The organism is Pseudomonas sp. BN606, from assembly GCF_029873115.1.
Taxonomy (GTDB): domain Bacteria; phylum Pseudomonadota; class Gammaproteobacteria; order Pseudomonadales; family Pseudomonadaceae; genus Metapseudomonas.
The window spans coordinates 1-21,161 of sequence record NZ_SSOF01000036.1 but is presented as its reverse complement, the minus strand read 5'-3'; the positions used below and the strand labels follow the sequence as shown (position 1 = coordinate 21,161).

Genomic DNA, 21,161 nt, shown 5'->3' with positions numbered 1-21,161 from the left:
ATTTATTCGCCCCGACAAGGACCCGCCGCATCAGCTGCCGAGGAACTTGCTCAGGAACTGCTTGGTACGTTCTTCCTTCGGCGCACTGAACAGAGCCTTGGCGTCGCCCTGTTCGACGATCACGCCCTTGTCGATGAAGATCGCGCGGTTGGCCACGTCACGAGCGAAGCTCATTTCGTGGGTGACGATGACCATGGTGCGGTTCTCTTCGGCCAGGCCGCGAATGGTGGCGAGCACCTCGCCCACCAGCTCCGGGTCGAGCGCCGAGGTGGGTTCGTCGAAGAGGATCACGTCAGGCTCCATGGCCAGGGCGCGGGCGATGGCCACACGCTGTTGCTGGCCGCCGGAGAGGCGCTTGGGGTAGGCGTCTTCCTTGCCTGCCAGGCCAACCTTGGCCAGCAGCTTGCGTGCCTTCTCGACGGCGCGCTCGCGGGGTTCCTTCTTCACCACCACCGGACCTTCGATGACGTTCTCCAGCGCGGTGCGATGGGGGAAGAGGTTGAAGTTCTGGAAGACGAAGCCGACGTGCTGACGCAGCTTGCGGATCAGCGTCTGCTGCTGTTTCAGCGGCTTGCTCGCGTCGATTTCGATGTCGCCCACCTTAATCAAGCCGCCACTGGGCACTTCCAGCAGGTTGAGGCAGCGCAGCAAGGTGGTCTTGCCCGAGCCGCTGGGGCCGATGATGGCCACCACTTCGCCCGGCTCGATGGTCAGGTCGATGCCCTTGAGCACCTCCTGGCCTTTGAAGGATTTGGTCAGGTTACGGACGGTGATCATCAGCTGTCCTGCTCATGCTGGTTGACCCGCGCCTCTAGGCGACTCTGGAAATGCGACAGCACGGTGGCCAGCACCCAGTAGATCAGCGCGGCGGCCAGATACATGGTGAAGATTTCGAAGGTGCGCGCGGTGATCAACTGCGCCTGGCGGAACAGTTCCGGCACCTGGATGGTGGCGGCCAGGGCGGTGTCCTTGACCAGCGAGATGAAGCTGTTGCCCAGTGGCGGCAGGGCGGTGCGCGCAGCCTGCGGCAGGATGGCGCGGACCAGCGTCTGGGTACGGCTCATGCCGATGCTGGCGGCGGCTTCCCATTGGCCCCGGTCGATGGAGGCAATGGCAGCGCGGAGGATCTCCGAGGTGTAGGCGGCCATGTTCAGCGAGAAGCCGATCAGCGCCGCGGGTAGCGGTTCGAGCTGGATACCCAGCTGCGGCAGGCCGTAATAGATCATGAACAACTGCACCAGCAGTGGCGTGCCGCGGAAGAACGACACGTAGATCCGCGACAGCCATTGCAGGGCGGTGAAACCGTATAGGCGCATCAGGGCGAGGACGAAGCCCAGCAGCAGTCCGAAGAACATGCCGCCGAGGCTCAGTACTACCGTAAAGACCGCGCCCTTCAACAGGAAGGGCGCGGAATCCAGCGCAAGTTGAAGGCTTGCGTCAATCATTGGGTCACGTCAGCCTTGAACCATTTCTCGGAGAGTTTTTTCAGGGTGCCGTCGGCTTTCAGCTTGGCAAGGGCCTTGTCGATGGCGGCCAGCAGTTCGGGGTTGCCCTTGCGCAGTGCGATGCCGGCTTCCTGACGGGAGAAGGGTTCGCCGGTCACGGCCAGCTTGCCACCGGTTTTCTCGACCATTTCGAAGGCGGCCAGGCGGTCCACCAGGATGGCGTCGATGCGGCCGACGTTGAGGTCCTGGAACTTGGTGGGGTCGTCATCGTAGGTGCGGATGTCGGCCTGCGGGACGTTTTCCTTCAGCCACTGTTCGTAGTTGGTGCCCAGGCCCACGCCAACCTTCTTGCCGGCCAGGTCCGCGGAGGTCTTGATGTCACCCTCGGTGCCCTTGCGCACCAGCGCCTGGATACCGGAGACGGTGTAAGGGGTGGAGAAGTCGTACTTCTTCTTGCGCTCGTCGGAGATGGTCACCTGGTTGATCACCACGTCCAGGCGCTTGGACTCCAGCGCAGCGAGGATGCCGTCCCACTTGGTCGGCTGGAACTCGGCCTTCACGCCCAGCTCCTTGGCCAGGGCCTCGGCCAGTTCCACTTCGAAGCCGGTCAGCTTGCCGCTCTCGTCCTGGTAGTTGAAGGGCGGGTAGGTGCCTTCCAGGCCGACCTTGATCGCGCCTTTCTGCTGGATGTCCTGGAGCAGGTCGGCGGCGGAGCTGGTGCCGACGAAGCTCGCGCCGAGCACCAGGCTCAGGCTACCGAGGATGAACTGGCGACGCAGGGTTGCAAATGTCATATGAGCCTCACGGGGCAGGGTGGCTAAAGGTGTCGCAACTCTAGGGATTTGGTTATATGCAATAAAATAATTAAAAATTATCTATTGCTGCAAATAGAGCATAAGTAGATGTCACGGGGTACCCGCAGGATGATAGGCGAACAGCGCGGGTGAGCCACCGGTGTGCAGGAACAGCACCGGGCCATTGCCGCTGAAGGCGGCATTGGCGATGCCATCGAGCAGGCCGGCGAAGGCCTTGCCGGTGTACACCGGGTCCAGCAGCAGACCTTCCAGGCTGGCGACCTGGCGCACGGCGTCCAGGGTGCCGGCATTCGGCTCGCCATAGCGTGGGAAGAAATACTGGTCCCACAGCTCAACCTTGAGTCCGTCCGGGACCGGCACGCCGAGCAGTTCGGCGGTGCGCTGCAGCAGGCCTTCCACTTTCGGGCGTTGGGTGGCGTCCGGGCGTGAGACGGTGACGCCGACCACGCGCGTGCCGGGCAGGGCGTATTCCAGTGCCAGGGCGAGGCCCGCATGGGTACCGGCGCTACCGGAGGCCAGGACCACGGCGGAGAAGTGCTCGCCGCTGGCCTTGATCTGCTCGGCCAGTTCCAGGCCAGCGCGTACATAACCCAGCGCACCCAGGGCGTTGGAGCCACCGATGGGCACCAGGTAGGGCTTCTTGCCAGCGGCGCGCAGGCGCTCAGCCGCGGCGGCCAGTAGTTCGTCGGCGTTGTCGAGGTTGGGTACCAGCTCGCACTCGGTGCCGAACAGGTCCAGCAGCAGGCGGTTGCCATTGCCGAGGTAGTTGCTGTCGGCGGTACCAATGGGGTTTTCCAGCAACGCTACGCAACCCAGGCCAAGGCGCGCGGCGAGGGCGGCAGTCTGGCGAACGTGGTTGGACTGGATGGCGCCGGCGGTGACCAGAGTGTCTGCGCCCTGGGCCAGGGCATCGGCGGCGAGGAACTCCAGCTTGCGCACCTTGTTGCCGCCAAGGGCGAAGGGCGTGAGGTCGTCTCGCTTCACGTAGACGCCACGGCCGAGCTTCTGCGACAGGTGCGCAAGCTTCTCCAGCGGGGTGGGCAAGGGAACCAGTTCCAGGCGGGAAAAGCGGGCGAGGGCTGCATCGAGCATGGTGTGGTTCCGATAGGCGGTTGCGAAGGCTGCCACTCTAGTGAGCCGGGGCCTCGCAGGCAATTCGCAGACGCGACATGAAAGTACCGGCCGGTCAGGTTGTGAGCGCTGTCGGGGTGACTCGTTTATATGTCAAAAATGGAATATCAGAATAAGAAAACAGTATTTGTTGGCTATAAAAAATCACCGTAGTGTCGCCTTCAACCCGGCACACCCAGACCGGGGCATCCCAACATTCGCTCGCGGCTGAAGATCCAGCCGGAGCCGCAGATTCGAAAAGGACCACCATGAAGAAGACCTTGCTGTTGACCGCCCTGGCCGCTGCCCTCTCCGTCACCCTCGCCCAGGCCGGCGAGAAGCTCGTAGTTGCCGCCACCCCGGTACCGCACGCCGAAATCCTCGAGCTGGTCAAACCTCAGCTGGCCAAGGAAGGCGTGGACCTGGAAGTGAAGGTCTTCACCGACTACGTGCAGCCCAACCTGCAAGTCGACCAGAAGCACCTGGACGCCAACTACTTCCAGACCAAGCCCTATCTGGACAACTTCAATAGCGGCAAAGGCACCCACCTGGTGATCGTCAAGGGCGTCCATGTCGAACCCTTCGGCGGTTACTCCAGCAAGCACAAGTCCCTGAAAGAGCTGCCGGACGGCGCCACCATCGCCATCCCCAACGAAGGCAGCAACAGCGGTCGCGCCCTGCTCCTGCTGCAGAAGTCCGGCCTGCTCAAGCTGAAAGACCCGAAAAACGCCCTGGCCACGCCGAAGGACATCGCCGAGAACCCGCACAACTTCAAGTTCAAGGAACTGGAAGCGGCCCTGCTGCCGCGCGTGCTGGACCAGGTCGACCTGGCCCTGATCAACACCAACTACGCGCTGGAAGCCAAGCTGAACCCGGCCAAGGACGCGCTGGTGCTGGAAGACCGCACCTCGCCCTACGTGAACTACCTGGTGGCCCGTCCGGACAACAAGGACAGCGACGCCATCAAGAAACTCTCCGCCGCGCTGACCAGCCCGGAAGTGAAAGCCTTCATCGAGCAGAAGTACTCCGGCGCAGTGGTGCCGGCGTTCTGATCACCTGCTAGCCACGGTGGCGCACTGGCCAGTGCGCCCCTCCTCACGCCGACGAGTCTCGACTATCGTCGGCGTTCTTTTTTTTCTGCAGCGGCTCTGCAGGGGCGAGGAAACTTGTAGGGGCGAATTCATTCGCCAAGCAGGCCGAAGGCCTGTCCTGCAGAGTCGGGGCCCGCTTCGCGGTCCTTGGCGAATGAATTCGCCCCTACAGGAACCCTTGCCCGCCCTGGAGCCCACCATGTTCACCCCCAAACCCGGCCTTTCCACCCGTTCGGTCCACAGCGGCAACGATGTCGACCGCAGGATGGTCACCCGGCCCAAGAGCCTGCCCATCTACGAATCTTCGGTATTCGTCTACGACTCGCTGGAGCAGGTGGACGACTTCCTCGCCGGCAACCCCGACAACTACATGTACACGCGTATCGCCAACCCCAACCAGGCGGCGGTGGAAGACTTGGTGTGCCAGCTGGAAGGTGGTTCGGCGGCCCTGTTCTCCGCGTCCGGCATGGCCTCGGTGAGCGCGGCACTATTGGGGAGGCTGAGTGCCGGTGACCACCTGATCGCCAGTCGTGAGCTGTACGGTACCACCCAGAGTCTGATCGAGAAGGAGCTGGTGCGCTTCGGCATCACGGCCACCCTGGTGGAGATCAACGACCTGGCGGCGGTGGAAGCGGCCATTACCCCGGCGACGAAACTCATCTACACAGAAACCGCCTCCAACCCGCTGGTGCGGGTCAGCAATGTGCCGGCGCTGGCAAGGCTCGCCAGGGCACGCGGCCTGAAGTTGCTGGTGGACAACACTTTCCTGTCCCCTGCGCTCTACAACCCGTTGGCCGAGGGCGCCGACCTGGTGCTGCACAGCACCACCAAGTACCTCAACGGCCACAGCGACGCCACCGGCGGCATCCTCGTCGGCGATGCCGAATGGATCGCCCAGGCGCGCCGCTTCCAGATCAACGCTGGCGGCAGCGCCAGCCCCTTCGAAGCCTGGCTGACCTTCCGTGGCGCCAAGACCCTTGCCTTGCGCATGAAGGCCCATTCGGCCAACGCCCAGGCCCTGGCCGAAGCCCTGGAAGCCCATCCGAAGGTGGCCCAGGTGTTCTACCCCGGCCTGCCGTCGCATCCGGACCACGCCCTGGCACAACGGCTGTTCCCCAAGGGCGCCTCGGGCATGCTCAGCTTCACCCTGCACGGCGGCCTGGCCGAGGTGGATGCACTGATCCGCGCCCTTAAGAACACGGCATTCGCGCCGTCGCTCGCTGGGGTCGCCAGCAGCATCACCCACCCCGGCAAGACCTCCCACCGCGCGCTCTCTCCGGAGGCGCTGGCCGAACTGGATATTCACGACGGCACCATCCGTGTGTCGGTGGGTATCGAGGATGCGGCCGACATCGTCGCGGACTTCGTGCAGGCGCTGGATAGCCTCTGATCCCCCCTCGTGTCAGGCGACGTCGAATCCTGCAGGGGCGACTGAAATCGCCCCTGCAGGAACTCACCCGGGCACGCTTCTAACCTTATTCGTTATCGGTATTTCACGGCGCGTTCTTATGCTCGCTATGCTCTCGCCACAACTTGTTATAACAAGTCAGGATCACGAGCGAACAACGACATGGCCGAATTGCTACCCCTCTCCCCGGTACCGCTCTACAGCCAGCTCAAGGAGCTGCTGCGCGGACGCATTCTCGACGGTACCTACCCGCCTCACAGCCGCATGCCTTCGGAAAGCGAGCTGGGCAAGGCGTTCGGCGTCAGCCGCATTACCGTGCGCCAGGCGCTGGGCGACCTGCAGAAGGAAGGCCTGATCTTCAAGATCCACGGCAAGGGCACCTTCGTTGCCAAGCCCAAGGCCTTCCAGAACGTCAGCACGTTGCAGGGCCTTGCCGAGTCCATGACCCAGATGGGCTACGAAGTCCTCAACCGCCTGCGCAGTTTCAAGCACGTACCGGCCAGCGCTACGGTCGCCGCGCGCCTGCAGGTGGAGGAAGGCAGCCCGGTGACCGAAATCCGCCGTGTGCGCCTGATCAATCGCGAGCCGGTCTCCCTGGAAATCACCTGGTTGCCGAAGGCGGTGGGCGAGAAGCTGGAAAAGGCCGACCTCGCCACCCGCGACATTTTCCTCATCCTCGAGAACGATTGCGGCATTCCCTTGGGTCACGCCGATCTCGCCATCGACGCGGTGCTTGCCGACGGCGACCTGACCCAGGCGCTGGAAGTGGAGGAGGGCTCGCCGATCATGCGCATCGAGCGCCTGACCCACGCTGCCGACGGCACGCCGCTGGACTTCGAACATCTCTACTACCGCGGCGACGCCTTCCAGTACCGCCTGCGCATCGACCGTCAGAAGGGGCCCCAGGCATGAGCACCCGAGAACAGGAATACGACATCGTCGTCATCGGCGGTGGCACCGCCGGCCCGATGGCCGCGATCAAAGCCAAGGAAAAGAATCGCGAGCTGCGCGTGCTGTTGCTGGACAAGGCCAACGTCAAGCGCAGTGGCGCCATCAGCATGGGCATGGACGGCCTGAACAACGCCATCATTCCCGGCCACGCGACGCCCGAGCAGTACACCAAGGAAATCACCGTCGCCAACGACGGCATCGTCAATCAGGCGACCGTGCACGCCTATGCCACCCACAGTTTCGAAACCATCGAGCAACTCGACCGCTGGGGCGTGAAGTTCGAGAAGGACGAGACTGGCGACTACGCGGTGAAGAAGGTCCACCACATGGGCGCCTACGTGCTGCCGATGCCCGAAGGGCACGACATCAAGAAGGTGCTTTACCGCCAGCTCAAGCGTGCGCGTGTGGAAATCAGCAACCGCGTCGTCTGCACCCGCCTGCTGCTGGATGGCGAAGGCGCGGCCTGCGGGGTGATGGGCTTCGACTGCCGCAGTGGCGAATTCCGGGTGATACGCGCCAAGGCGGTGATCCTCGCCTGCGGCGCTGCGGGCCGCCTCGGCCTGCCGTCTTCCGGTTACCTGATGGGAACGTACGAGAACCCCACCAATGCGGGCGACGGTTACGCCATGGCCTATCACGCCGGGGCGGAGCTTTCGAACCTGGAGTGCTTCCAGATCAACCCGCTGATCAAGGACTACAACGGCCCGGCCTGCGCCTACGTCACCGGCCCGCTGGGCGGCTACACCACCAACAGCAAGGGCGAGCGCTTCATCGAGTGCGACTACTGGAGCGGCCAGATGATGTGGGAGTTCCACCAGGAACTCGAAGGCGGCAACGGCCCGGTGTTCCTCAAGCTCGACCACCTGGCCGAGGAAACCATCCAGACCATCGAGGAAATCCTGCACAGCAACGAGCGCCCCAGTCGTGGCCAGTTCCACGCCAACCGGGGCACCGACTACCGCTCGCAGATGGTCGAGATGCACATCTCCGAGATCGGCTTCTGCTCCGGCCATTCGGCCTCGGGCGTGTGGGTCAACGAGAAGGCCGAAACTTCCGTGAAAGGCCTGTACGCGGCGGGCGACATGGCTGCGGTGCCGCACAACTACATGCTCGGCGCCTTCACCTATGGCTGGTTCGCCGGGGTCAACGCGGCGGACTACGTGGCCGGTCGCGACTTCGCCGAGATCGATGCCGATCAGGTGGCGCGTGAGCGGGCGCGGGTCTTCGCCCCGCTGGAGCGAGAGCACGGCCTGCCGCCGGCGCAGGTGGAATACAAGCTGCGGCGCATGGTCAACGACTACCTGCAGCCGCCCAAGGTGACGAAGAAAATGGAGATCGGTCTCGCGCGCTTCGCCGAGATCGAACGGGACCTGGCGCAGATGAAGGCCAGCGATCCCCATGAGCTGATGCGGGCGATGGAAGTGGCGGTAATCCGCGACTGCGCCGAGATGGCCGCTCGCGCCTCGCTGTTCCGCGCCGAGAGCCGCTGGGGCCTGTACCACCACCGCGTGGACTTCCCCGAACGCAATGACGCCGAGTGGTTCTGCCACTGTCACCTGAAGAAGGGCGAGGACGGCCGCATGACCAGCTTCAAGAAAGCGGTGGAGCCGTACCTGATCCCGCTGGATGCCGAGGAGCAGCAGGCCTATGACCGCCTGCGGGTCCGCAGTGACGCCGCATGACGCAGGTATCTGTGGGAGCGGCTTCAGCCGCTCCCACAAAAGAGAAAGCCGAGAGCCACAGGCTCCAAGGAATCGTGAAATGGCCCATCAACCCCAGGAAATCTTCTTCCGCAGCAGCGCGCCGGTGACCATCGACGAAGACAAGTGCATCGCCGAGAAGGGCTGCACCGTTTGCGTCGAGGTCTGCCCGATGGACCTCTTGGCCATCAACCCGGCTACCCAGAAGGCTTACATGGCCTTCGACGAGTGCTGGTACTGCATGCCTTGCGAAAAGGACTGCCCGACCGGCGCGGTGAAGGTGGAGATTCCTTACCTGCTGCGCTGACCGAGCGTGAGAAGCCTGTAGGAGCGAACAACGGACCTGCAGGCAAGAGCTTCGCCAGCAAGCTGGCTCCTACTGAAACGCAATCCGCCATCCGGCCAACCCCCGGACGCCCAACCTGAAAGCCCCTCGTTTCCCACCACCCAACCGCGTGGCGGAGACGATTCCAACACTCATGATTCGAGGGGAAAACCCATGCGTCTTCGTGCAACCTTCGCCGGCCTCGCGCTGGCCATCTCCAGCCTGTCCGCGTCCGCGGAAACCATCCGTATCGCCATCGGCACCCAGGACACCACCATCAACTGCGCCACCGGCGGCCTGCTCATCCGTGAGCTGGGCCTGCTGGAGAAGTACCTGCCCCATGACGGCAAGTACAAGGACGCCCACTACCAGGTGGAGTGGAAGAACTTCACCAGCGGCGCGCCGCTGACCAACGAGATGGTCGCCGGCAAGCTGGACTTCGGCGCCATGGCCGACTTCCCCGGCTCGTTCAACGGCGTCGCCCACCTGGATGCCGGCAAGCAGAGCCTGTTCATCAGCGTGCTGTCGGGCAGCACCCGGGGCAGCGGCAACGGCATCGTGGTGCCGGCTTCGTCGCCGGTTCAATCGCTGGCCGAGCTCAAGGGCAAGACCATTTCCGTACCCTTCGCCTCCACTGCCCACGGCATGTTGCTGCGCGCCGTTGCCGCCCAGGGCTGGGACCCGGAGAAAGACGTGCGCATCATCGCCCAGCCGCCGGAGATCGCCGGCTCGGCCCTGCGCAGCAACCGCATCGAGGCCCACGCCGACTTCGTGCCCTTCGCCGAGCTGTTCCCCAACCGTGGCTTCGCCCGCAAGATCTACGACGGCTCCCAGGCCGAGGCGCCTACCTTCCACGGGGCGCTGGTGGATGCGGCCTATGCGAAGAAATACCCGCAAATCGTCACCGCCTATCTGCGCGCCAGCCTGGAGGCCGACCGCCTGTTCGCCGCCGAACCGGAGAAGTACAGCGAGCTGATCGAGAAGGTCACCGGCATCGAGGCCGAGGTGAACTACCTGTTCCACGGTCCGCTCGGCCTGCAGACCCGTGACCTCACCTGGAAGCCCGAGTACCGCAAGGCTGTGGCCACCTCCATCGATACCCTGAAGCTCCTGAAAAAAACCGACCGTGGCCTGGATACCGCCAAGTTCATCGACGACCAGTACATCCGTGCGGCGTTCAAGGCGGCGGGTCAGGACTACGACAAGGCCCTGAAGGATTACGCCCCGCTGCCGCTCAAGGCCAACGACGCCGCCACCGGCAAGCCCATTACCGACTTCAAGCGCCTGGCGCAGATCTGGGTGCGCGGCGAAGACAAGGTGCGCCATTACGCCTCGCCGGAAGCGGCACTGACCGCGCTGGCGCAGCTGGAGCAGGAGGGCAAGGACATTCGTGCCATCTACGCCCAGGCCACCGACAGCGGCATCAAGCTGCTGGCCAACCAGGCCTGGTTCGTGCGCAGCGACAAGGGTGAATTGAGCGCCTTCCTGCTCAAGTCGCAGGCCGAGCAGTACGCCCAGCAGCATGGCGGCACCGCGCTCGATTTCGTCAGTGCCAACCAGAAGCTGCTAGCCCAGCGCTGATGCCAACGTAGGGTGCGCTGCGCGCACCGGAATCCCAATGCGGACTTCCCGGTGCACACGGCGCACCCTGCGGGAATCGGAGGAGCTCCATGACCAACCTTTACCGCTGGCCCCTGCGCCTCGCCTCATTGGCCGCCTGCCTGCTGTTCTGGCAGCTGGCTGCCAATGCGCGACTGGACCTCGGGCTGTTCACCTTCACCTACGTGCCCACGCCCGCAGCCGTGCTCGACGCGGCCTGGCAGCTGGCGCACTCCAGCAAGCTGCTGCCGCACCTCGCCAGCAGCCTGTCGCGAGTCTTCGCCGGCTACCTCGCCGCGGCCCTGCTGGGTGTGCTGCTGGGGCTGGTCATCGGCCGCTCGAAATGGGCCGAGGACAGCCTGTTGCCGCCGCTGGAAGTATTGCGGCCGATTCCCGCGGTGGCCTGGATTCCCCTGGCCATCCTGATGTTCCCCTCGTCCGAACTGTCGATGGTGTTCATCACCTTCACCGGCGCGCTGTTTCCGATCCTGCTCAACACCGTGCATGGCGTGGAAGCGGTGGACCCGCGCCTGATCGCCTCGGCGCGCAGCCTGGGGGCCGGGCGACTGGCGATCCTGCGCGAGGTGATCCTGCCCGGCGCGGCGCCGAGCATCGTCACCGGCCTTGCCATCGGCATGGGCACGTCGTGGTTCTGCCTGGTCACCGCGGAGATGATCTCCGGGCAGTTCGGCATCGGTTATTACACCTGGGAGTCCTACGTGGTGCAGAACTACGCCGACATCGTCGTCGGCATGCTGCTGATCGGCCTGCTCGGCATGGGCAGCAGCGCCCTGGTCAAACGCCTGGGCGCGCTCGCCACCCCTTGGTACCACGCGCGGAGGAACGCCTGATGAGCAGCTTCGAACGCGCAGTGGAACCCGGCCGCATCGAGGCTCGGGGCGTCTCCATCCGCCTGGGACAGGGCCGCGATGCCTTCGAGGCGGTGCAGGCCCTGGATTTCGCCATCGCGCCGGGAGAGTTCGTCTGCATCCTCGGCCCCTCCGGCTGCGGCAAGTCCACCTTGCTCGGCGCCCTGGCGGGCCACCTCAAGCCCTGCGCCGGAAGCCTGGAGGTGGATGGCCAGCCGGTTGAGGGACCTTCTCCCGAGCGCGGCATGGTGTTCCAGCATCACACGCTTCTGCCCTGGCGCAGCGTGCTCGACAACGTCGCCTTCGGCCTGAAGATGCAGGGCATCGGCAAGCTCGAAAGGCAGCGTCGTGCCGCAGAGTTCCTCGGCCTGGTGGGGCTGGGCGACTTCGCCGGACGCTGGCCCAGCCAGCTCTCCGGCGGCATGCAGCAGCGCGCCGAGATCGCTCGCGTGCTGATCAACCGCCCACGGCTTTTGTTGATGGACGAGCCCTTCGGCGCCCTGGACGCGCAGACCCGCTCGCGCATGCAGGAGCTGCTGCTGGATATCTGGACGCGCATCCGCACCACCGTGGTGTTCGTTACCCACGACATCGACGAAGCACTGTTCCTCGCCGATCGCATCCTGGTAATGAGCCCGCGCCCCGGGCGCTTCATCGAAGACCTGCGCCTGGACTTCCCCCGGCCTCGCCGTGCCAGCCTGCTTACCAGCCCTGGCTTCACCCACCTGAAGCGTCATTGCCTGGAACTGCTGCGTCATGAAGAAGGCCGCGAGCTGCCACGCCTGACGCCGCTGGGACTGCCCACCGACCACCCGCCATTGCGAGTCGCCCTATGACCAATCGTGAGACCGACAACCCTGAGATCCTCGAGCTGCTGCCACGCCTGGTGGATGACGATGCTGGTGTGCGCCGCATTGCCCTGATCGAACTCGCCGACCTGGAAGACCCGGAGGGCCTGCCCTGGCTCACCGATGCGCTGGTGGTGGACCCGGCCGCCGAGGTGCGCGCCGAGGCCGCGCGCCTGCTGGAGGCCTGGGAAGAACCCGAAGTGGTGCAGGCGCTTTGTGCCGCACTGGCGGACGCCGCCGACCCCGTGCGCCTGGCCGCCGCCCAGAGCCTGAGCGAGCTGAAGAGCCTGGAGGCTGGGCAGTTGATTCTGCCCTGGGTGACCCATGCCGATGCCTTCGTGCGCAGTAGCGCATTGCGTGCCTTGCGCGAACTGCGCCTGGAGGACGCAGCCGGCCCGGCGCTGCTGGCACTGGCCGATGCCGACGCCGCAGTGCGCCGCGAGGCGGTGGGCATCCTTGGCTGGCTCAAGCACGAAGCTGCGCTGCCACAACTGGCGCGCGTGGCCAGTGACGATGCCGACTTCGAAGTGCGCCGCGCCGCCACCGGAGCCCTTGGTCTTGCCCGTGATGCCGGCGTGTTGCCGGCCCTGTACGCAGCGCTGCGTGATAGCACTTGGCAGGTCCGTGAGGAAGCCGCCACCACCCTCGGCAAGGTCGGCCTGGCTGAAGCCGGTTCGGCGCTGGTGCTGGCCCTGGAGGACGATTACTGGCAGGTCCGCCTGCGCGCTGCCCGTGCCCTGGGGCGCCTGCGTTATCGGCAAGCCCTGGGCGAACTGGCCGGACTGCTCGGCCATGGCATTGCCAACCTGCGCAAGGAGGCGGCACTGGCCCTGGGGGAACTGGGTGACGCCGCCGGGCTGCCTGCACTGCGCGCCGCGGAAGCTGACAGCGATCCGGAAGTGCGCAAGGCCGTGCGTATCGCCCTGGCGCAACTGCAGGGAGCCGCCTGATGGGTGCCCCCAGAGCCCTGCGCAACTCCCGTAGCCAGGCGCGCCTGAGCCTGGAGTGGGATGACGGCGAGCAGCAGATCAGCCATACACGCCTGCGCGGCGCCTGCCCTTGCTCGCAGTGCAAGGCGGCGCGGCTGCGTGGGGTGATCGGGCTGGTGGATCAAGACGTGCGCCTGGAACGCATCGCGCTGCAGGGCTATGGCGTGCAGCTGGTGTTCAGCGATGGGCACGAGCGCGGGATCTATCCCTGGGAGTACCTGCGTGATTTAGGCGGAGCGGGCACTGACCTGTAGGAGCGAGCTTGCTCGCGAAAGGTTGTGCACGGACCGTTCGCGAGCAAGCTCGCTCCTATATGTTGGATTGTGCGAATTCATTCGCGAATGAGCTCGCTCCCTCGTTGCGTACCCAGCACATGCCGGCAGAACGCGGCGCAGACCAGGGCGAAGACGACGAGGCCGAGCCATTCGGCCGTACCACTGAAACCGGGTCCGACGAGGGCCAGCGGTGCATCCTTGCCGGTGGTGCCGATCAGACTGGCGAGCAGGATGCCCATCAGACTCTCGCCGACGATCAGCCCCGAGGCCAGCAACACACCACGGCGACGCGGCACTTCGGCATAGCGGTCCAGCTCCTGCCCCGTGGCCTGAGTGCGCCTGGCCAGGCGGCTGTCGATCAGCCAGCCCAGCGCGGCACCGATCACCAGGGTCATGCCGATGGTCGGTGGCAGGTAGATGCCCAGACCCACCGCCAGTACCGGCAGGCTCGCCTTGCTGGTACGGCGCAGGGCCAGGTCGACGAGGATCAGCGCGATACCCAGCACGACGCCGATCAGGATCATGTTCCAGTTCAGCGCGTTCTTGAAAATGCCGCTGGCGATGGCGGTGAGCAGGGTCGCCTGCGGCGCCGCCAGGGCCTGCTGCGGGTCCATGCCTTCGCGGGGCAGGGCGCCGGAGAAGCCATAGGCGCTGTACAGCAGGTCGAGTACCGGCGGGATCACCAGCGCGCCGACCAGGCAGCCGACGATCAGCGCCACTTGCTGACGCCAGGGTGTGGCGCCGACCAGGTAACCGGTCTTGAGGTCCTGCAGGTTGTCGTTGGAGATGGCTGCGATGGCCAGTACCACCGACGTGGTGAACAGGGCCAGGGCGATGGCAACCTTGCCGCCGGCCAGTTGCAGCAGGCCGGACTCCAGGCTGCCCATGCCGAGGATCAGCAGCGATACCAGGATCACCGCGATGATGCCGATGCCGGAGATCGGACTGCTGGACGAACCCACGAGTCCGGCCATGTAGCCGCAGGCGGCGGCGATCAGGAAACCGAAGAAGAAGGCGAAGAACACGCAGCCGGCCACGAAGCTCCAGAACCCCAGTCCGGACAGGTCTGGCGCTGCCTCGTGGAGGAAGGTCGCGAAGACACCGAGCAGGGCCAGCAGGAGCAGGCCGGACAGCAGCAGGAGGGCGTTGGGCGGCATGTCGCGCTCGGTGCGCGCGGTGCTCGTCCCACCCTTGCCGCGAACGGCGCGCAGAGATGTCCACACGCCTTGCGCCATGGGTTTGAACAGGGTGGCCAGGGTCCAGAGTGCAGCAATGCCGATGGTGCCTGCGCCGAGGAAACGTACCTGTGAACTCCAGAGCTGGGTGGCCAGTTCACTCAGCCCCAGGTCTTCGGCCGGTGTGGCATTGAACGTCAGCAGTGGCACCGCCACGCCCCAGCAGATCAGCACGCCGATGAGGATGGCGATGCCCGCAGTGATGCCCATCAGGTAGCCCGCACCGACCAGGGCGAAGGAGAAACCGGTGGAGAAACGGAAAGCCGCCTGCCCGGCGCCGACCCACAGGCTGATGCTCTCGCCGAGCACCTTGAAGCCGCTGCTGCACAGGCTGAAGGCCGCTGCTACCAGGCCGCCGCCGAGGATGTCGCGCAGGCCCGGCTCGCCCCGGCGTTGTGCCGCGTCCTTGTCGTCGCCGTCGTCACTGCTGCCGACCCGGAGAATCTCCGCCGCCGCCACACCTTCGGGGTAGGGCAGTTCGCTCTGCACCACCATCACGCGGCGCAGGGGGATGGTGTAGAGCACGCCGAGGATGCCGCCGATGGCGCAGATCATCGCGGTCTGCCAGAAGGGGAAGCCCGCCCAGTAACCGATCATCAACAGGCCGGGAAGGATGAAGATGATCGAGGACAGGGTGCCGGCCGCCGACGCCTGGGTCTGCACCATGTTGTTCTCGAGGATGTTCGAACCCTTGAAATAGCGCAGCACCGCCATGGAGATCACGGCAGCGGGTATCGACGACGCGAAAGTCAGGCCGACCTTGAGGCCGAGATAGACATTGGATGCGGTGAACACCAGCGTGATCAGCGCACCCAGGATCAATCCGCGCAGGGTGAGTTCGGGCAAGTCGAGGTGGTCGGGGACGCGGTCCGTCATGCTGCTCTCCTGAGAACACGCTGGCGGCGTGGCGCCGGCACGGAAAGCCTAGACCACAGGGCGCCGCCCGATCAGAACGGCCTATCACCCAGGATGGTCGCGCGGTGCATCACGCGGCGCTGGGGGCGGTAGTCGTCCACCGCGAAATGCTGAGTGATGCGGTTGTCCCAGAAGGCCACGTCGTTGGCCTGCCAACGCCAGCGAATGGTGAACTCCGGGCGGGTGGCGTGGGCGAAGAGAAGGCGCAGCAGTGCATCGCTTTCTGCCGCCGACAGTTCGTTGATGCGGGTGGTGAAGCCTTCGTTGACGAACAGTCCCTTGCGTCCGGTGACCGGGTGGGTGCGCACCACCGGATGACTGCGCGGTGGGTGCCTGCGCTTGGCGTCTTCCAGGCGCTCGTGTTCTTCAGCGGTGAGGCTGAAACGCTCCTCGGGGAAGGAACGAGACAGATCGTGGGTGGCGGTGAGGCCTTCGAGCAATTGCTGGATGGGTTTCGACAGCGCGTCATAGGCCGCGCTGCTGCTCGCCCAGAGCGTGTCACCGCCGTAGGGCGGGAGCTGCTTGGCGGCAAGCACCGCACCGAGTGCCGGTGTTTCCAGGAAGGTCACGTCGGTGTGCCAGAGGGCGTTGTCGCGCACGTCGGTCACGGCGGTATCCAGTACCAGCACTTCCGGCTGATCGGGGATGTTCGGGTAGATCGGGTGGATGTGCAGGTCGCCGAAGTTGCGGGCGAAGGCGGCCTGCTGCTGCGGGTTCAGCGGCTGGTCGCGGAAGAACAGTACCTGGTGGTTGAGCAGGGCTTGCTCCACCGCAGCGCGCAGCGAGGCGTCGAGCGGCTTGCTGAGGTCGAGCCCTTCGACCACGGCGCCGAGGGCGGGGGAGAGCGGGGTGATGTGCAGGGTCATGGCTGTGTCTCGGAGTCCGGAGTTGTTGGGCTTCGCTGCGCTCTGGCCAACCTACCGGTGCGTAGGTTGGGGCGGGCGGAGTTCCGCGAGCTGCGCGAAGCCCAACGAAAGTTGTTCAGTGGCTCTGCCCATGCCAGGGCACGAGCTTGCGTTGCAGGGCGCGCAGGCCGAGTTCGAGGGCGAAGGCGATCAGGGCGATGACGAGGATGCCGAGGATCACCACGTCGGTAACGAGGAACTGCGCTGCCGACTGCACCATGAAACCCAGTCCACGGGTGGCGGCCACCAGTTCGGCGGCCACCAGGGTGGACCAGCCGACACCGAGACCGATGCGCACGCCGGTGAGGATGTCCGGCAGGGCGCTGGGCAGGATCACATGACGGATCAGTTGCGCCTGGCTTGCTCCCAGCGACTGCGCCGCCCGCAACCGCGCCGGGTCGACGTTGCGCACACCGGTGGCAGTGGCGATGGCGATGGGAGCGAAGATCGCAAGGAAGATCAGCAGCACCTTCGACAGCTCGCCGATGCCGCACCAGATGACGATCAGGGGCAGATAGGCCAGCGGTGGAATGGGTCGGTAGAACTCGATCAGGGGGTCGAAGATGCCGCGAGCGATACGGTTGCGGCCGATGGCGATGCCGAGCGGAACGGCAGTCAGTGCCGCTGCCAGCAGAGCCAGGCCGATGCGCCCGAGGCTTGCGCCCAGGTGCTGCCAGAGGCTGGCGTCCATGTAGCCCTGGGTCAGCAGCACCCAGCCCTTGCGGGCGATGGCCTGCGGACTGGGCAGGAACAGGGGTTCGATCAAGCCGGCGGTGGTCACGGCCCACCAGGCCAGCAGCAGGCTGCCGAGGGTCAGCAGGCTGATCGACAGGGTGCTCAGCGGGCGGCGCTGGCGTGGATTCACGGTCGGGACGAGCTTGCTGGCCACGGGGAGTTCGAGGCTGCTCATGCGCTTCTCCTCTGGCGTTCGGCGAAGACCTGGGCGAGCACGTGCTCGCGCGTCTCGATGAACTGCGGATCGGACTTGATCGCCCGTGCGCTTTCTCCGGCGGCGTAACGCTGGCCGAAGTCCAGGCGCAGGCGTTCGCTGATGCGTCCCGGATTAGGCGACAGCAGGATGAGTTCGGTGGCGAGGAAGACCGCTTCCTCGATGTCGTGGGTGATCAGGAATACCGGCTTCGCGGCGCGTCGCCAGACCTGCAGCAACAACTCCTGCATCTGCTCGCGGGTGAAGGCATCGAGGGCGCCGAATGGCTCGTCCATCAGCAGCACGCGCGGATCGGCCGCCAGGGCACGAGCGATACCGACGCGTTGTTTCTGTCCGCCGGAAAGCTCCCAGATGCGGCGCTTGTCGAAGCCGGCCAGGTCCACCAGGGCGAGCATTTCACGGGCACGCGCCTCACGCTCGGTACGGGGCACGCCGGCCAGTTCGAGACCGAAGGCGACATTGCCGAGCACGTCTTGCCAGGGCAGTAGGGCATCGTCCTGGAACACCACGCCACGCTCGGCGCTGGGGCCGCTGACGGGCGCCCCGTCGAGGCTGATGCGTCCGGCGCTGGGGCTGACGAAACCGGCCATGAGATTGAGCAGGGTGGTCTTGCCGCTGCCGGATGGGCCGAGGGCTACCAGCAGTTCGCCGGGGCCGAGGTCGAAGGATATGTCCGTCAGTACCGGCTCGGCCGCGCCTGGGTACTGTGCGCTGATGCGCTCCAGCTGGAGTAAGGCCATTTTTCTAACGCTCTTCTGCAAGGGTTTCTGATCGAACAAGCGCTGACGGGGCGTCGTTTTCAAGAGCGCCCCGCCGATGCGCCGCGGATCAATTGGTGACGTACTTGGCGCTGACGTAGGGCGCGTAGTCAGGCAGTACGGCGTCGACCTTGCCTTGCTCCTTGAGGAAGCGCGCGGTCTCGCTGATGGCCTGGGTGGTGGGGGCACCCAGGGCGGTCGCCTGGTCGGCGGCCAGCGGGAAGACGTTGCCTTGCAGCAGCAGCGGAATGTCTTCGGCCTTGGCGCCGGAGAGCTTCACCAGCTTGTCGATATTACCCTTGTCGGCCAGCCAGGCTTGCGGGTCCTTGCGGTAGTCGGCGTAGGCGTCGAGCGTCACCTTGGCGAAGGCGCGGACGACTTCAGGGTGCTTCTCGGCGAAGTCCTTGCGCACGATCCAGGCGTCGAAGGTGGGGGCGCCCAGCTTGCTCAGTTCGGCAGAGCTGATGAGGACCTTGCCGCTGGATTTGGCGACGCCCAGCGCCGGGTCCCAGACATAGGTGGCATCGATGTCGCCGCGCTGCCAGGCAGCGACGATGGCCGGCGGCGCGAGGTTGAGGATGGTCACTTTGGTGGGATCGATCTGCCAGTGCTTGAGGGCCGCCAGCAGGCTGTAGTGGCCGGTGGAAACGAAGGGCACGGCGATCTTCTTGCCGATCAGGTCTTCGGGCTTGGTGATGCCGGCACCGTTACGTGCCACCAGGGCTTCGGCATCGCCGATCTGGGTGGCGATGAGGAAGGTCTGGATTGGTAGCTGGCGAGTGGCGGCGGCTGCCAGGGGGCTGGAGCCGACATAGCCGATCTGCACGTCACCGGAGGCGACGGCGGTGATGACTTCAGCGCCGCTGTCGAACTTGCGCCAGTCGATCTCGGATTTGCTGGCTTTCTCATAGGCACCATCGGCCTGGGCCACCTTGGCCGGGTCGACAGTGGTCTGGTAGGCGACGGTGAAGTCCGCAGCCTGGGCGCTCAGTGCCAGGCCGCCAAGGGTCAGGGCCGCCAGCAGGCGACGGGGGAACAGGATCGGAATCATGGTGCGCTCCTCAACGGGCTTGGGGGCCGGTCTCGGAGGCCGGTCCACGGGACAGGGTGGTGCGTTCTGGGATGTCCGGTGGTCCGGTGGAGAGAATCTAAATGATCTAAAAAAGCGGAAATAAATAATTTTTTAGCATTAGCTTAGGTCAGCTGGATCGGAGGCGGGGGTGGTCTCCGTAAAATTGCTTATTGCTGAAAGTTATTTGTATCTGAAAAATAATTCTTTTTAGAAATTAGCCTTCGCCTTCTAGAGTGGCGGCCTGCCGAAAGCGGACCGCCGCATCGCACTTGCACCGGAGCCTGTGAAAAAGACAGTGGCTTCGAAGGTCACGCAGCGGCGCTTCGCGTCTGCTCCTGCTCCGGGCATCTCACACCCTTACAAGATCGCAATGGAGCATCGAGCATGAACAAGTCGTCCCTCGCCCTGGCTGTCGCCCTCGGCGTGCTGGCCCAGCAAGCCGCCGCTGGCGGTTTCATCGAAGACAGCAAGGCCAGCCTGACCCTGCGCAACTTCTACATCAACTCGGACAACCGCCAGTTCGCCGACGCGCCGTCCAAGCAGGAAGAGTGGGGCCAGGGCTTCCTCTTCAACTACGCCTCCGGCTACACCGAAGGCACCGTCGGGGTTGGCGTCGATGCCCTCGGCCTGTTGGGCGTGAAGCTGGATTCCGGCAAGGGCCGCCACTACAACCCGACCAGCGCCAGCTACGGCGGCACCGTGTTCCCGACCGACAACGACGGCCGCGCCAAGGACGATTTCGGCAGCCTCGGCGTGACCGGCAAGGTGCGCATTTCCAAGACCGAAGCGCGTATCGGCACCCTGCTGCCGAAGCTGCCGGTGGTGACCTACAACGACGGCCGCCTGCTGCCGCAGACCTTCGAGGGTGGCCAGGTGACCTCCAGCGAGATCGCCGGCCTGACCCTGGTCGGTGGCCAGCTGGAACACGCCAAGGGGCGTAACTCCAGCGACGCCCGTGGCCTGTCGATCGCCGGCGCGAACAACGCCCGCAGCGGCCAGTTCGTCAACAAGTTCTACTTCGCCGGGGGCGACTACAAGGTCAGCGACAACCTGCTCGCGCAGTACTACTACGGCAACCTGGAAGACTTCTATAACCAGCACTTCCTCGGCCTGACCCACAACTGGGCGCTGCCGGTGGGCGCGCTGAAGTCCGACCTGCGCTACTTCTACAGCGATTCCGACGGCAAGAACGCCAGCGTGGCCGGCCGCCGCGAAGGCTTCCGCAGCTCGGGCAACTGGGCGGCCAACGACCCGGACCGCTATGAAGTGGACAACCGCACCTGGAGCGCGCTGTTCACCTACACCCTCGGCGGCCACGCGGCCAGCCTGGGCTACCAGCAGGTCTCCGGCGACAGTGCCTTCCCCTTCCTCAACCAGGGGGATGGCGCCACCGCCTACCTGATCACCGACCGCCAGATCGGCAAGTTCCTCAGCGCCGGCGAGCGCACCTGGGTGGCCGAATACGGCTACGACTTCGCCAAGCTCGGCGTGCCGGGGCTGAAGGCGGTGGGCACCTACCTGAAGGGCAGCAACATCGAGACCCAGGGCAGCGACCAGGGCGAGTGGGAGCGCGACTTCCGCCTCGACTACGTGCTGCAGGACGGTCCGCTGAAGGGGCTCGGCGTGTCCTGGCGCAACGCCGCACTGCGCAGCGACGCAGCCCGCGACCAGGACGAGAACCGGCTGATCCTGAGCTACACCCTGACCTTGCTGTAAAGCGCCCTGGGGCCTGTGGGAGCGATTTCAATCGCGAATGAATTCGCTCCTACAGGGATGGTTCCCATGTCAGGCCTCAGCACGGACGACTCCCTCTCCCGTTTGCGGGAGAGGGTTGGGGGGAGGCAAATAAGGCCCGCCCGGAGCTTCGTTGTGTTGGGCCTTGCAGGCTCGGGCCAACCTACG

At 65.2% G+C, this 21,161-nt stretch carries 20 protein-coding genes; 11 read left to right on the top strand and 9 right to left on the bottom strand.

What is annotated here, in order from left to right:
* Positions 1 to 30 precede the first annotated feature (30 nt).
* The 4 genes from tcyN to E8E75_RS02535 form a co-directional block, all read right to left on the bottom strand.
* Positions 31 to 777: an L-cystine ABC transporter ATP-binding protein TcyN gene (tcyN, locus tag E8E75_RS02550; protein ID WP_120653666.1), complete on the bottom strand. Its 747-nt coding sequence runs from the start codon at positions 775 to 777 to the stop codon at positions 31 to 33.
* Positions 777 to 1,445, bottom strand: a complete 669-nt coding sequence (tcyL, locus tag E8E75_RS02545) for a cystine ABC transporter permease (protein WP_077521557.1) — start codon at positions 1,443 to 1,445, stop codon at positions 777 to 779. The genes tcyN and tcyL overlap by 1 nt, the downstream gene beginning before the upstream one ends.
* Complete coding sequence (tcyJ, locus tag E8E75_RS02540; RefSeq protein WP_077521555.1) at positions 1,442 to 2,239, bottom strand: cystine ABC transporter substrate-binding protein; 798 nt, start codon at positions 2,237 to 2,239, stop codon at positions 1,442 to 1,444. Before tcyJ ends, tcyL begins: the two co-directional genes overlap by 4 nt.
* Before the next feature lie 111 nt (positions 2,240 to 2,350).
* Complete coding sequence (locus E8E75_RS02535; RefSeq protein WP_280357936.1) at positions 2,351 to 3,352, bottom strand: D-cysteine desulfhydrase; 1,002 nt, start codon at positions 3,350 to 3,352, stop codon at positions 2,351 to 2,353.
* 287 nt (positions 3,353 to 3,639) lie between these two features.
* On the opposite strand from E8E75_RS02535, the gene E8E75_RS02530 reads away from it, so the two are divergent.
* The 10 genes from E8E75_RS02530 (at position 3,640) to E8E75_RS02485 (ending at position 13,404) form a co-directional block, all read left to right on the top strand.
* Positions 3,640 to 4,422 carry a MetQ/NlpA family ABC transporter substrate-binding protein gene (locus E8E75_RS02530; protein WP_280357935.1) on the top strand — a complete coding sequence of 261 codons (783 nt, stop codon included), beginning with the start codon at positions 3,640 to 3,642 and terminating at the stop codon, positions 4,420 to 4,422.
* A gap of 238 nt (positions 4,423 to 4,660) precedes the next feature.
* Complete coding sequence (locus tag E8E75_RS02525) at positions 4,661 to 5,851, top strand: PLP-dependent aspartate aminotransferase family protein (RefSeq protein ID WP_153919557.1); 1,191 nt, start codon at positions 4,661 to 4,663, stop codon at positions 5,849 to 5,851.
* Between the two features lie 180 nt (positions 5,852 to 6,031).
* A complete protein-coding gene (locus tag E8E75_RS02520) occupies positions 6,032 to 6,781 on the top strand; it encodes a GntR family transcriptional regulator (RefSeq protein ID WP_153919560.1) in 750 nt (249 codons plus the stop codon).
* A complete protein-coding gene (locus tag E8E75_RS02515; protein ID WP_153919563.1) occupies positions 6,778 to 8,502 on the top strand; it encodes a fumarate reductase/succinate dehydrogenase flavoprotein subunit in 1,725 nt (574 codons plus the stop codon). Before E8E75_RS02520 ends, E8E75_RS02515 begins: the two co-directional genes overlap by 4 nt.
* 79 nt (positions 8,503 to 8,581) lie before the next feature.
* Positions 8,582 to 8,827, top strand: coding sequence for a ferredoxin family protein (locus E8E75_RS02510; RefSeq protein WP_028629110.1), 246 nt, complete (start codon positions 8,582 to 8,584; stop codon positions 8,825 to 8,827).
* A 192-nt stretch (positions 8,828 to 9,019) separates the two neighbouring features.
* A complete protein-coding gene (locus tag E8E75_RS02505; protein WP_153919566.1) occupies positions 9,020 to 10,426 on the top strand; it encodes an ABC transporter substrate-binding protein in 1,407 nt (468 codons plus the stop codon).
* 89 nt (positions 10,427 to 10,515) lie between these two features.
* On the top strand, positions 10,516 to 11,295 hold the full coding sequence (locus E8E75_RS02500; RefSeq protein ID WP_153919569.1) for an ABC transporter permease: 780 nt from the start codon (positions 10,516 to 10,518) through the stop codon (positions 11,293 to 11,295).
* Positions 11,295 to 12,149: an ABC transporter ATP-binding protein gene (locus E8E75_RS02495; RefSeq protein WP_153919572.1), complete on the top strand. Its 855-nt coding sequence runs from the start codon at positions 11,295 to 11,297 to the stop codon at positions 12,147 to 12,149. Before E8E75_RS02500 ends, E8E75_RS02495 begins: the two co-directional genes overlap by 1 nt.
* Entirely contained in the window at positions 12,146 to 13,111 is a 966-nt protein-coding gene (locus E8E75_RS02490) for a HEAT repeat domain-containing protein (protein WP_153919575.1), read from the top strand. Before E8E75_RS02495 ends, E8E75_RS02490 begins: the two co-directional genes overlap by 4 nt.
* Positions 13,111 to 13,404, top strand: a complete 294-nt coding sequence (locus E8E75_RS02485; protein WP_153919577.1) for a gamma-butyrobetaine hydroxylase-like domain-containing protein — start codon at positions 13,111 to 13,113, stop codon at positions 13,402 to 13,404. Before E8E75_RS02490 ends, E8E75_RS02485 begins: the two co-directional genes overlap by 1 nt.
* Positions 13,405 to 13,481: 77 nt before the next feature.
* Here E8E75_RS02485 and E8E75_RS02480 read toward each other — a convergent pair whose 3' ends face one another.
* The 5 genes from E8E75_RS02480 to tauA all read right to left on the bottom strand — a co-directional run bounded on the left by E8E75_RS02480 (position 13,482) and on the right by tauA (position 19,235).
* Positions 13,482 to 15,536, bottom strand: coding sequence for an oligopeptide transporter, OPT family (locus E8E75_RS02480; RefSeq protein ID WP_153919579.1), 2,055 nt, complete (start codon positions 15,534 to 15,536; stop codon positions 13,482 to 13,484).
* A 71-nt stretch (positions 15,537 to 15,607) separates the two neighbouring features.
* On the bottom strand, positions 15,608 to 16,441 hold the full coding sequence (gene tauD, locus E8E75_RS02475) for a taurine dioxygenase (protein ID WP_153919582.1): 834 nt from the start codon (positions 16,439 to 16,441) through the stop codon (positions 15,608 to 15,610).
* A gap of 115 nt (positions 16,442 to 16,556) precedes the next feature.
* Positions 16,557 to 17,390 carry a taurine ABC transporter permease TauC gene (tauC, locus tag E8E75_RS02470; RefSeq protein WP_120653651.1) on the bottom strand — a complete coding sequence of 278 codons (834 nt, stop codon included), beginning with the start codon at positions 17,388 to 17,390 and terminating at the stop codon, positions 16,557 to 16,559.
* Positions 17,387 to 18,169 carry a taurine ABC transporter ATP-binding subunit gene (gene tauB, locus E8E75_RS02465; protein ID WP_120653650.1) on the bottom strand — a complete coding sequence of 261 codons (783 nt, stop codon included), beginning with the start codon at positions 18,167 to 18,169 and terminating at the stop codon, positions 17,387 to 17,389. Before tauB ends, tauC begins: the two co-directional genes overlap by 4 nt.
* A gap of 88 nt (positions 18,170 to 18,257) precedes the next feature.
* A complete protein-coding gene (gene tauA, locus E8E75_RS02460) occupies positions 18,258 to 19,235 on the bottom strand; it encodes a taurine ABC transporter substrate-binding protein (protein WP_120655308.1) in 978 nt (325 codons plus the stop codon).
* Between the two features lie 408 nt (positions 19,236 to 19,643).
* Between tauA and E8E75_RS02455 the strand changes: the two genes are divergently transcribed.
* The gene (locus tag E8E75_RS02455; RefSeq protein WP_280357925.1) at positions 19,644 to 20,975 is read left to right on the top strand and encodes an OprD family porin; all 1,332 of its coding nucleotides are present in this window, start codon (positions 19,644 to 19,646) and stop codon (positions 20,973 to 20,975) included.
* The last annotated feature ends 186 nt before the right edge of the window (positions 20,976 to 21,161 follow it).

Excerpts from the sequence above, each read along its gene's own strand:
- E8E75_RS02515 (WP_153919563.1), top strand. The coding sequence starts at position 6,778 with ATGAGCACCCGAGAACAGGAATACGACATCGTCGTCATCGGCGGTGGC.
- E8E75_RS02510 (WP_028629110.1), top strand. The coding sequence starts at position 8,582 with ATGGCCCATCAACCCCAGGAAATCTTCTTCCGCAGCAGCGCGCCGGTG.
- E8E75_RS02520 (WP_153919560.1), top strand. The coding sequence starts at position 6,032 with ATGGCCGAATTGCTACCCCTCTCCCCGGTACCGCTCTACAGCCAGCTC.
- tauD (WP_153919582.1), bottom strand. The coding sequence starts at position 16,441 with ATGACCCTGCACATCACCCCGCTCTCCCCCGCCCTCGGCGCCGTGGTC.
- E8E75_RS02535 (WP_280357936.1), bottom strand. The coding sequence starts at position 3,352 with ATGCTCGATGCAGCCCTCGCCCGCTTTTCCCGCCTGGAACTGGTTCCC.
- E8E75_RS02505 (WP_153919566.1), top strand. The coding sequence starts at position 9,020 with ATGCGTCTTCGTGCAACCTTCGCCGGCCTCGCGCTGGCCATCTCCAGC.
- tcyN (WP_120653666.1), bottom strand. The coding sequence starts at position 777 with ATGATCACCGTCCGTAACCTGACCAAATCCTTCAAAGGCCAGGAGGTG.
- E8E75_RS02485 (WP_153919577.1), top strand. The coding sequence starts at position 13,111 with ATGGGTGCCCCCAGAGCCCTGCGCAACTCCCGTAGCCAGGCGCGCCTG.
- E8E75_RS02490 (WP_153919575.1), top strand. The coding sequence starts at position 12,146 with ATGACCAATCGTGAGACCGACAACCCTGAGATCCTCGAGCTGCTGCCA.
- E8E75_RS02525 (WP_153919557.1), top strand. The coding sequence starts at position 4,661 with ATGTTCACCCCCAAACCCGGCCTTTCCACCCGTTCGGTCCACAGCGGC.
- tcyL (WP_077521557.1), bottom strand. The coding sequence starts at position 1,445 with ATGATTGACGCAAGCCTTCAACTTGCGCTGGATTCCGCGCCCTTCCTG.
- E8E75_RS02495 (WP_153919572.1), top strand. The coding sequence starts at position 11,295 with ATGAGCAGCTTCGAACGCGCAGTGGAACCCGGCCGCATCGAGGCTCGG.
- E8E75_RS02455 (WP_280357925.1), top strand. The coding sequence starts at position 19,644 with ATGAACAAGTCGTCCCTCGCCCTGGCTGTCGCCCTCGGCGTGCTGGCC.
- E8E75_RS02530 (WP_280357935.1), top strand. The coding sequence starts at position 3,640 with ATGAAGAAGACCTTGCTGTTGACCGCCCTGGCCGCTGCCCTCTCCGTC.
- tcyJ (WP_077521555.1), bottom strand. The coding sequence starts at position 2,239 with ATGACATTTGCAACCCTGCGTCGCCAGTTCATCCTCGGTAGCCTGAGC.
- tauC (WP_120653651.1), bottom strand. The coding sequence starts at position 17,390 with ATGAGCAGCCTCGAACTCCCCGTGGCCAGCAAGCTCGTCCCGACCGTG.
- E8E75_RS02500 (WP_153919569.1), top strand. The coding sequence starts at position 10,516 with ATGACCAACCTTTACCGCTGGCCCCTGCGCCTCGCCTCATTGGCCGCC.
- E8E75_RS02480 (WP_153919579.1), bottom strand. The coding sequence starts at position 15,536 with ATGACGGACCGCGTCCCCGACCACCTCGACTTGCCCGAACTCACCCTG.
- tauB (WP_120653650.1), bottom strand. The coding sequence starts at position 18,169 with ATGGCCTTACTCCAGCTGGAGCGCATCAGCGCACAGTACCCAGGCGCG.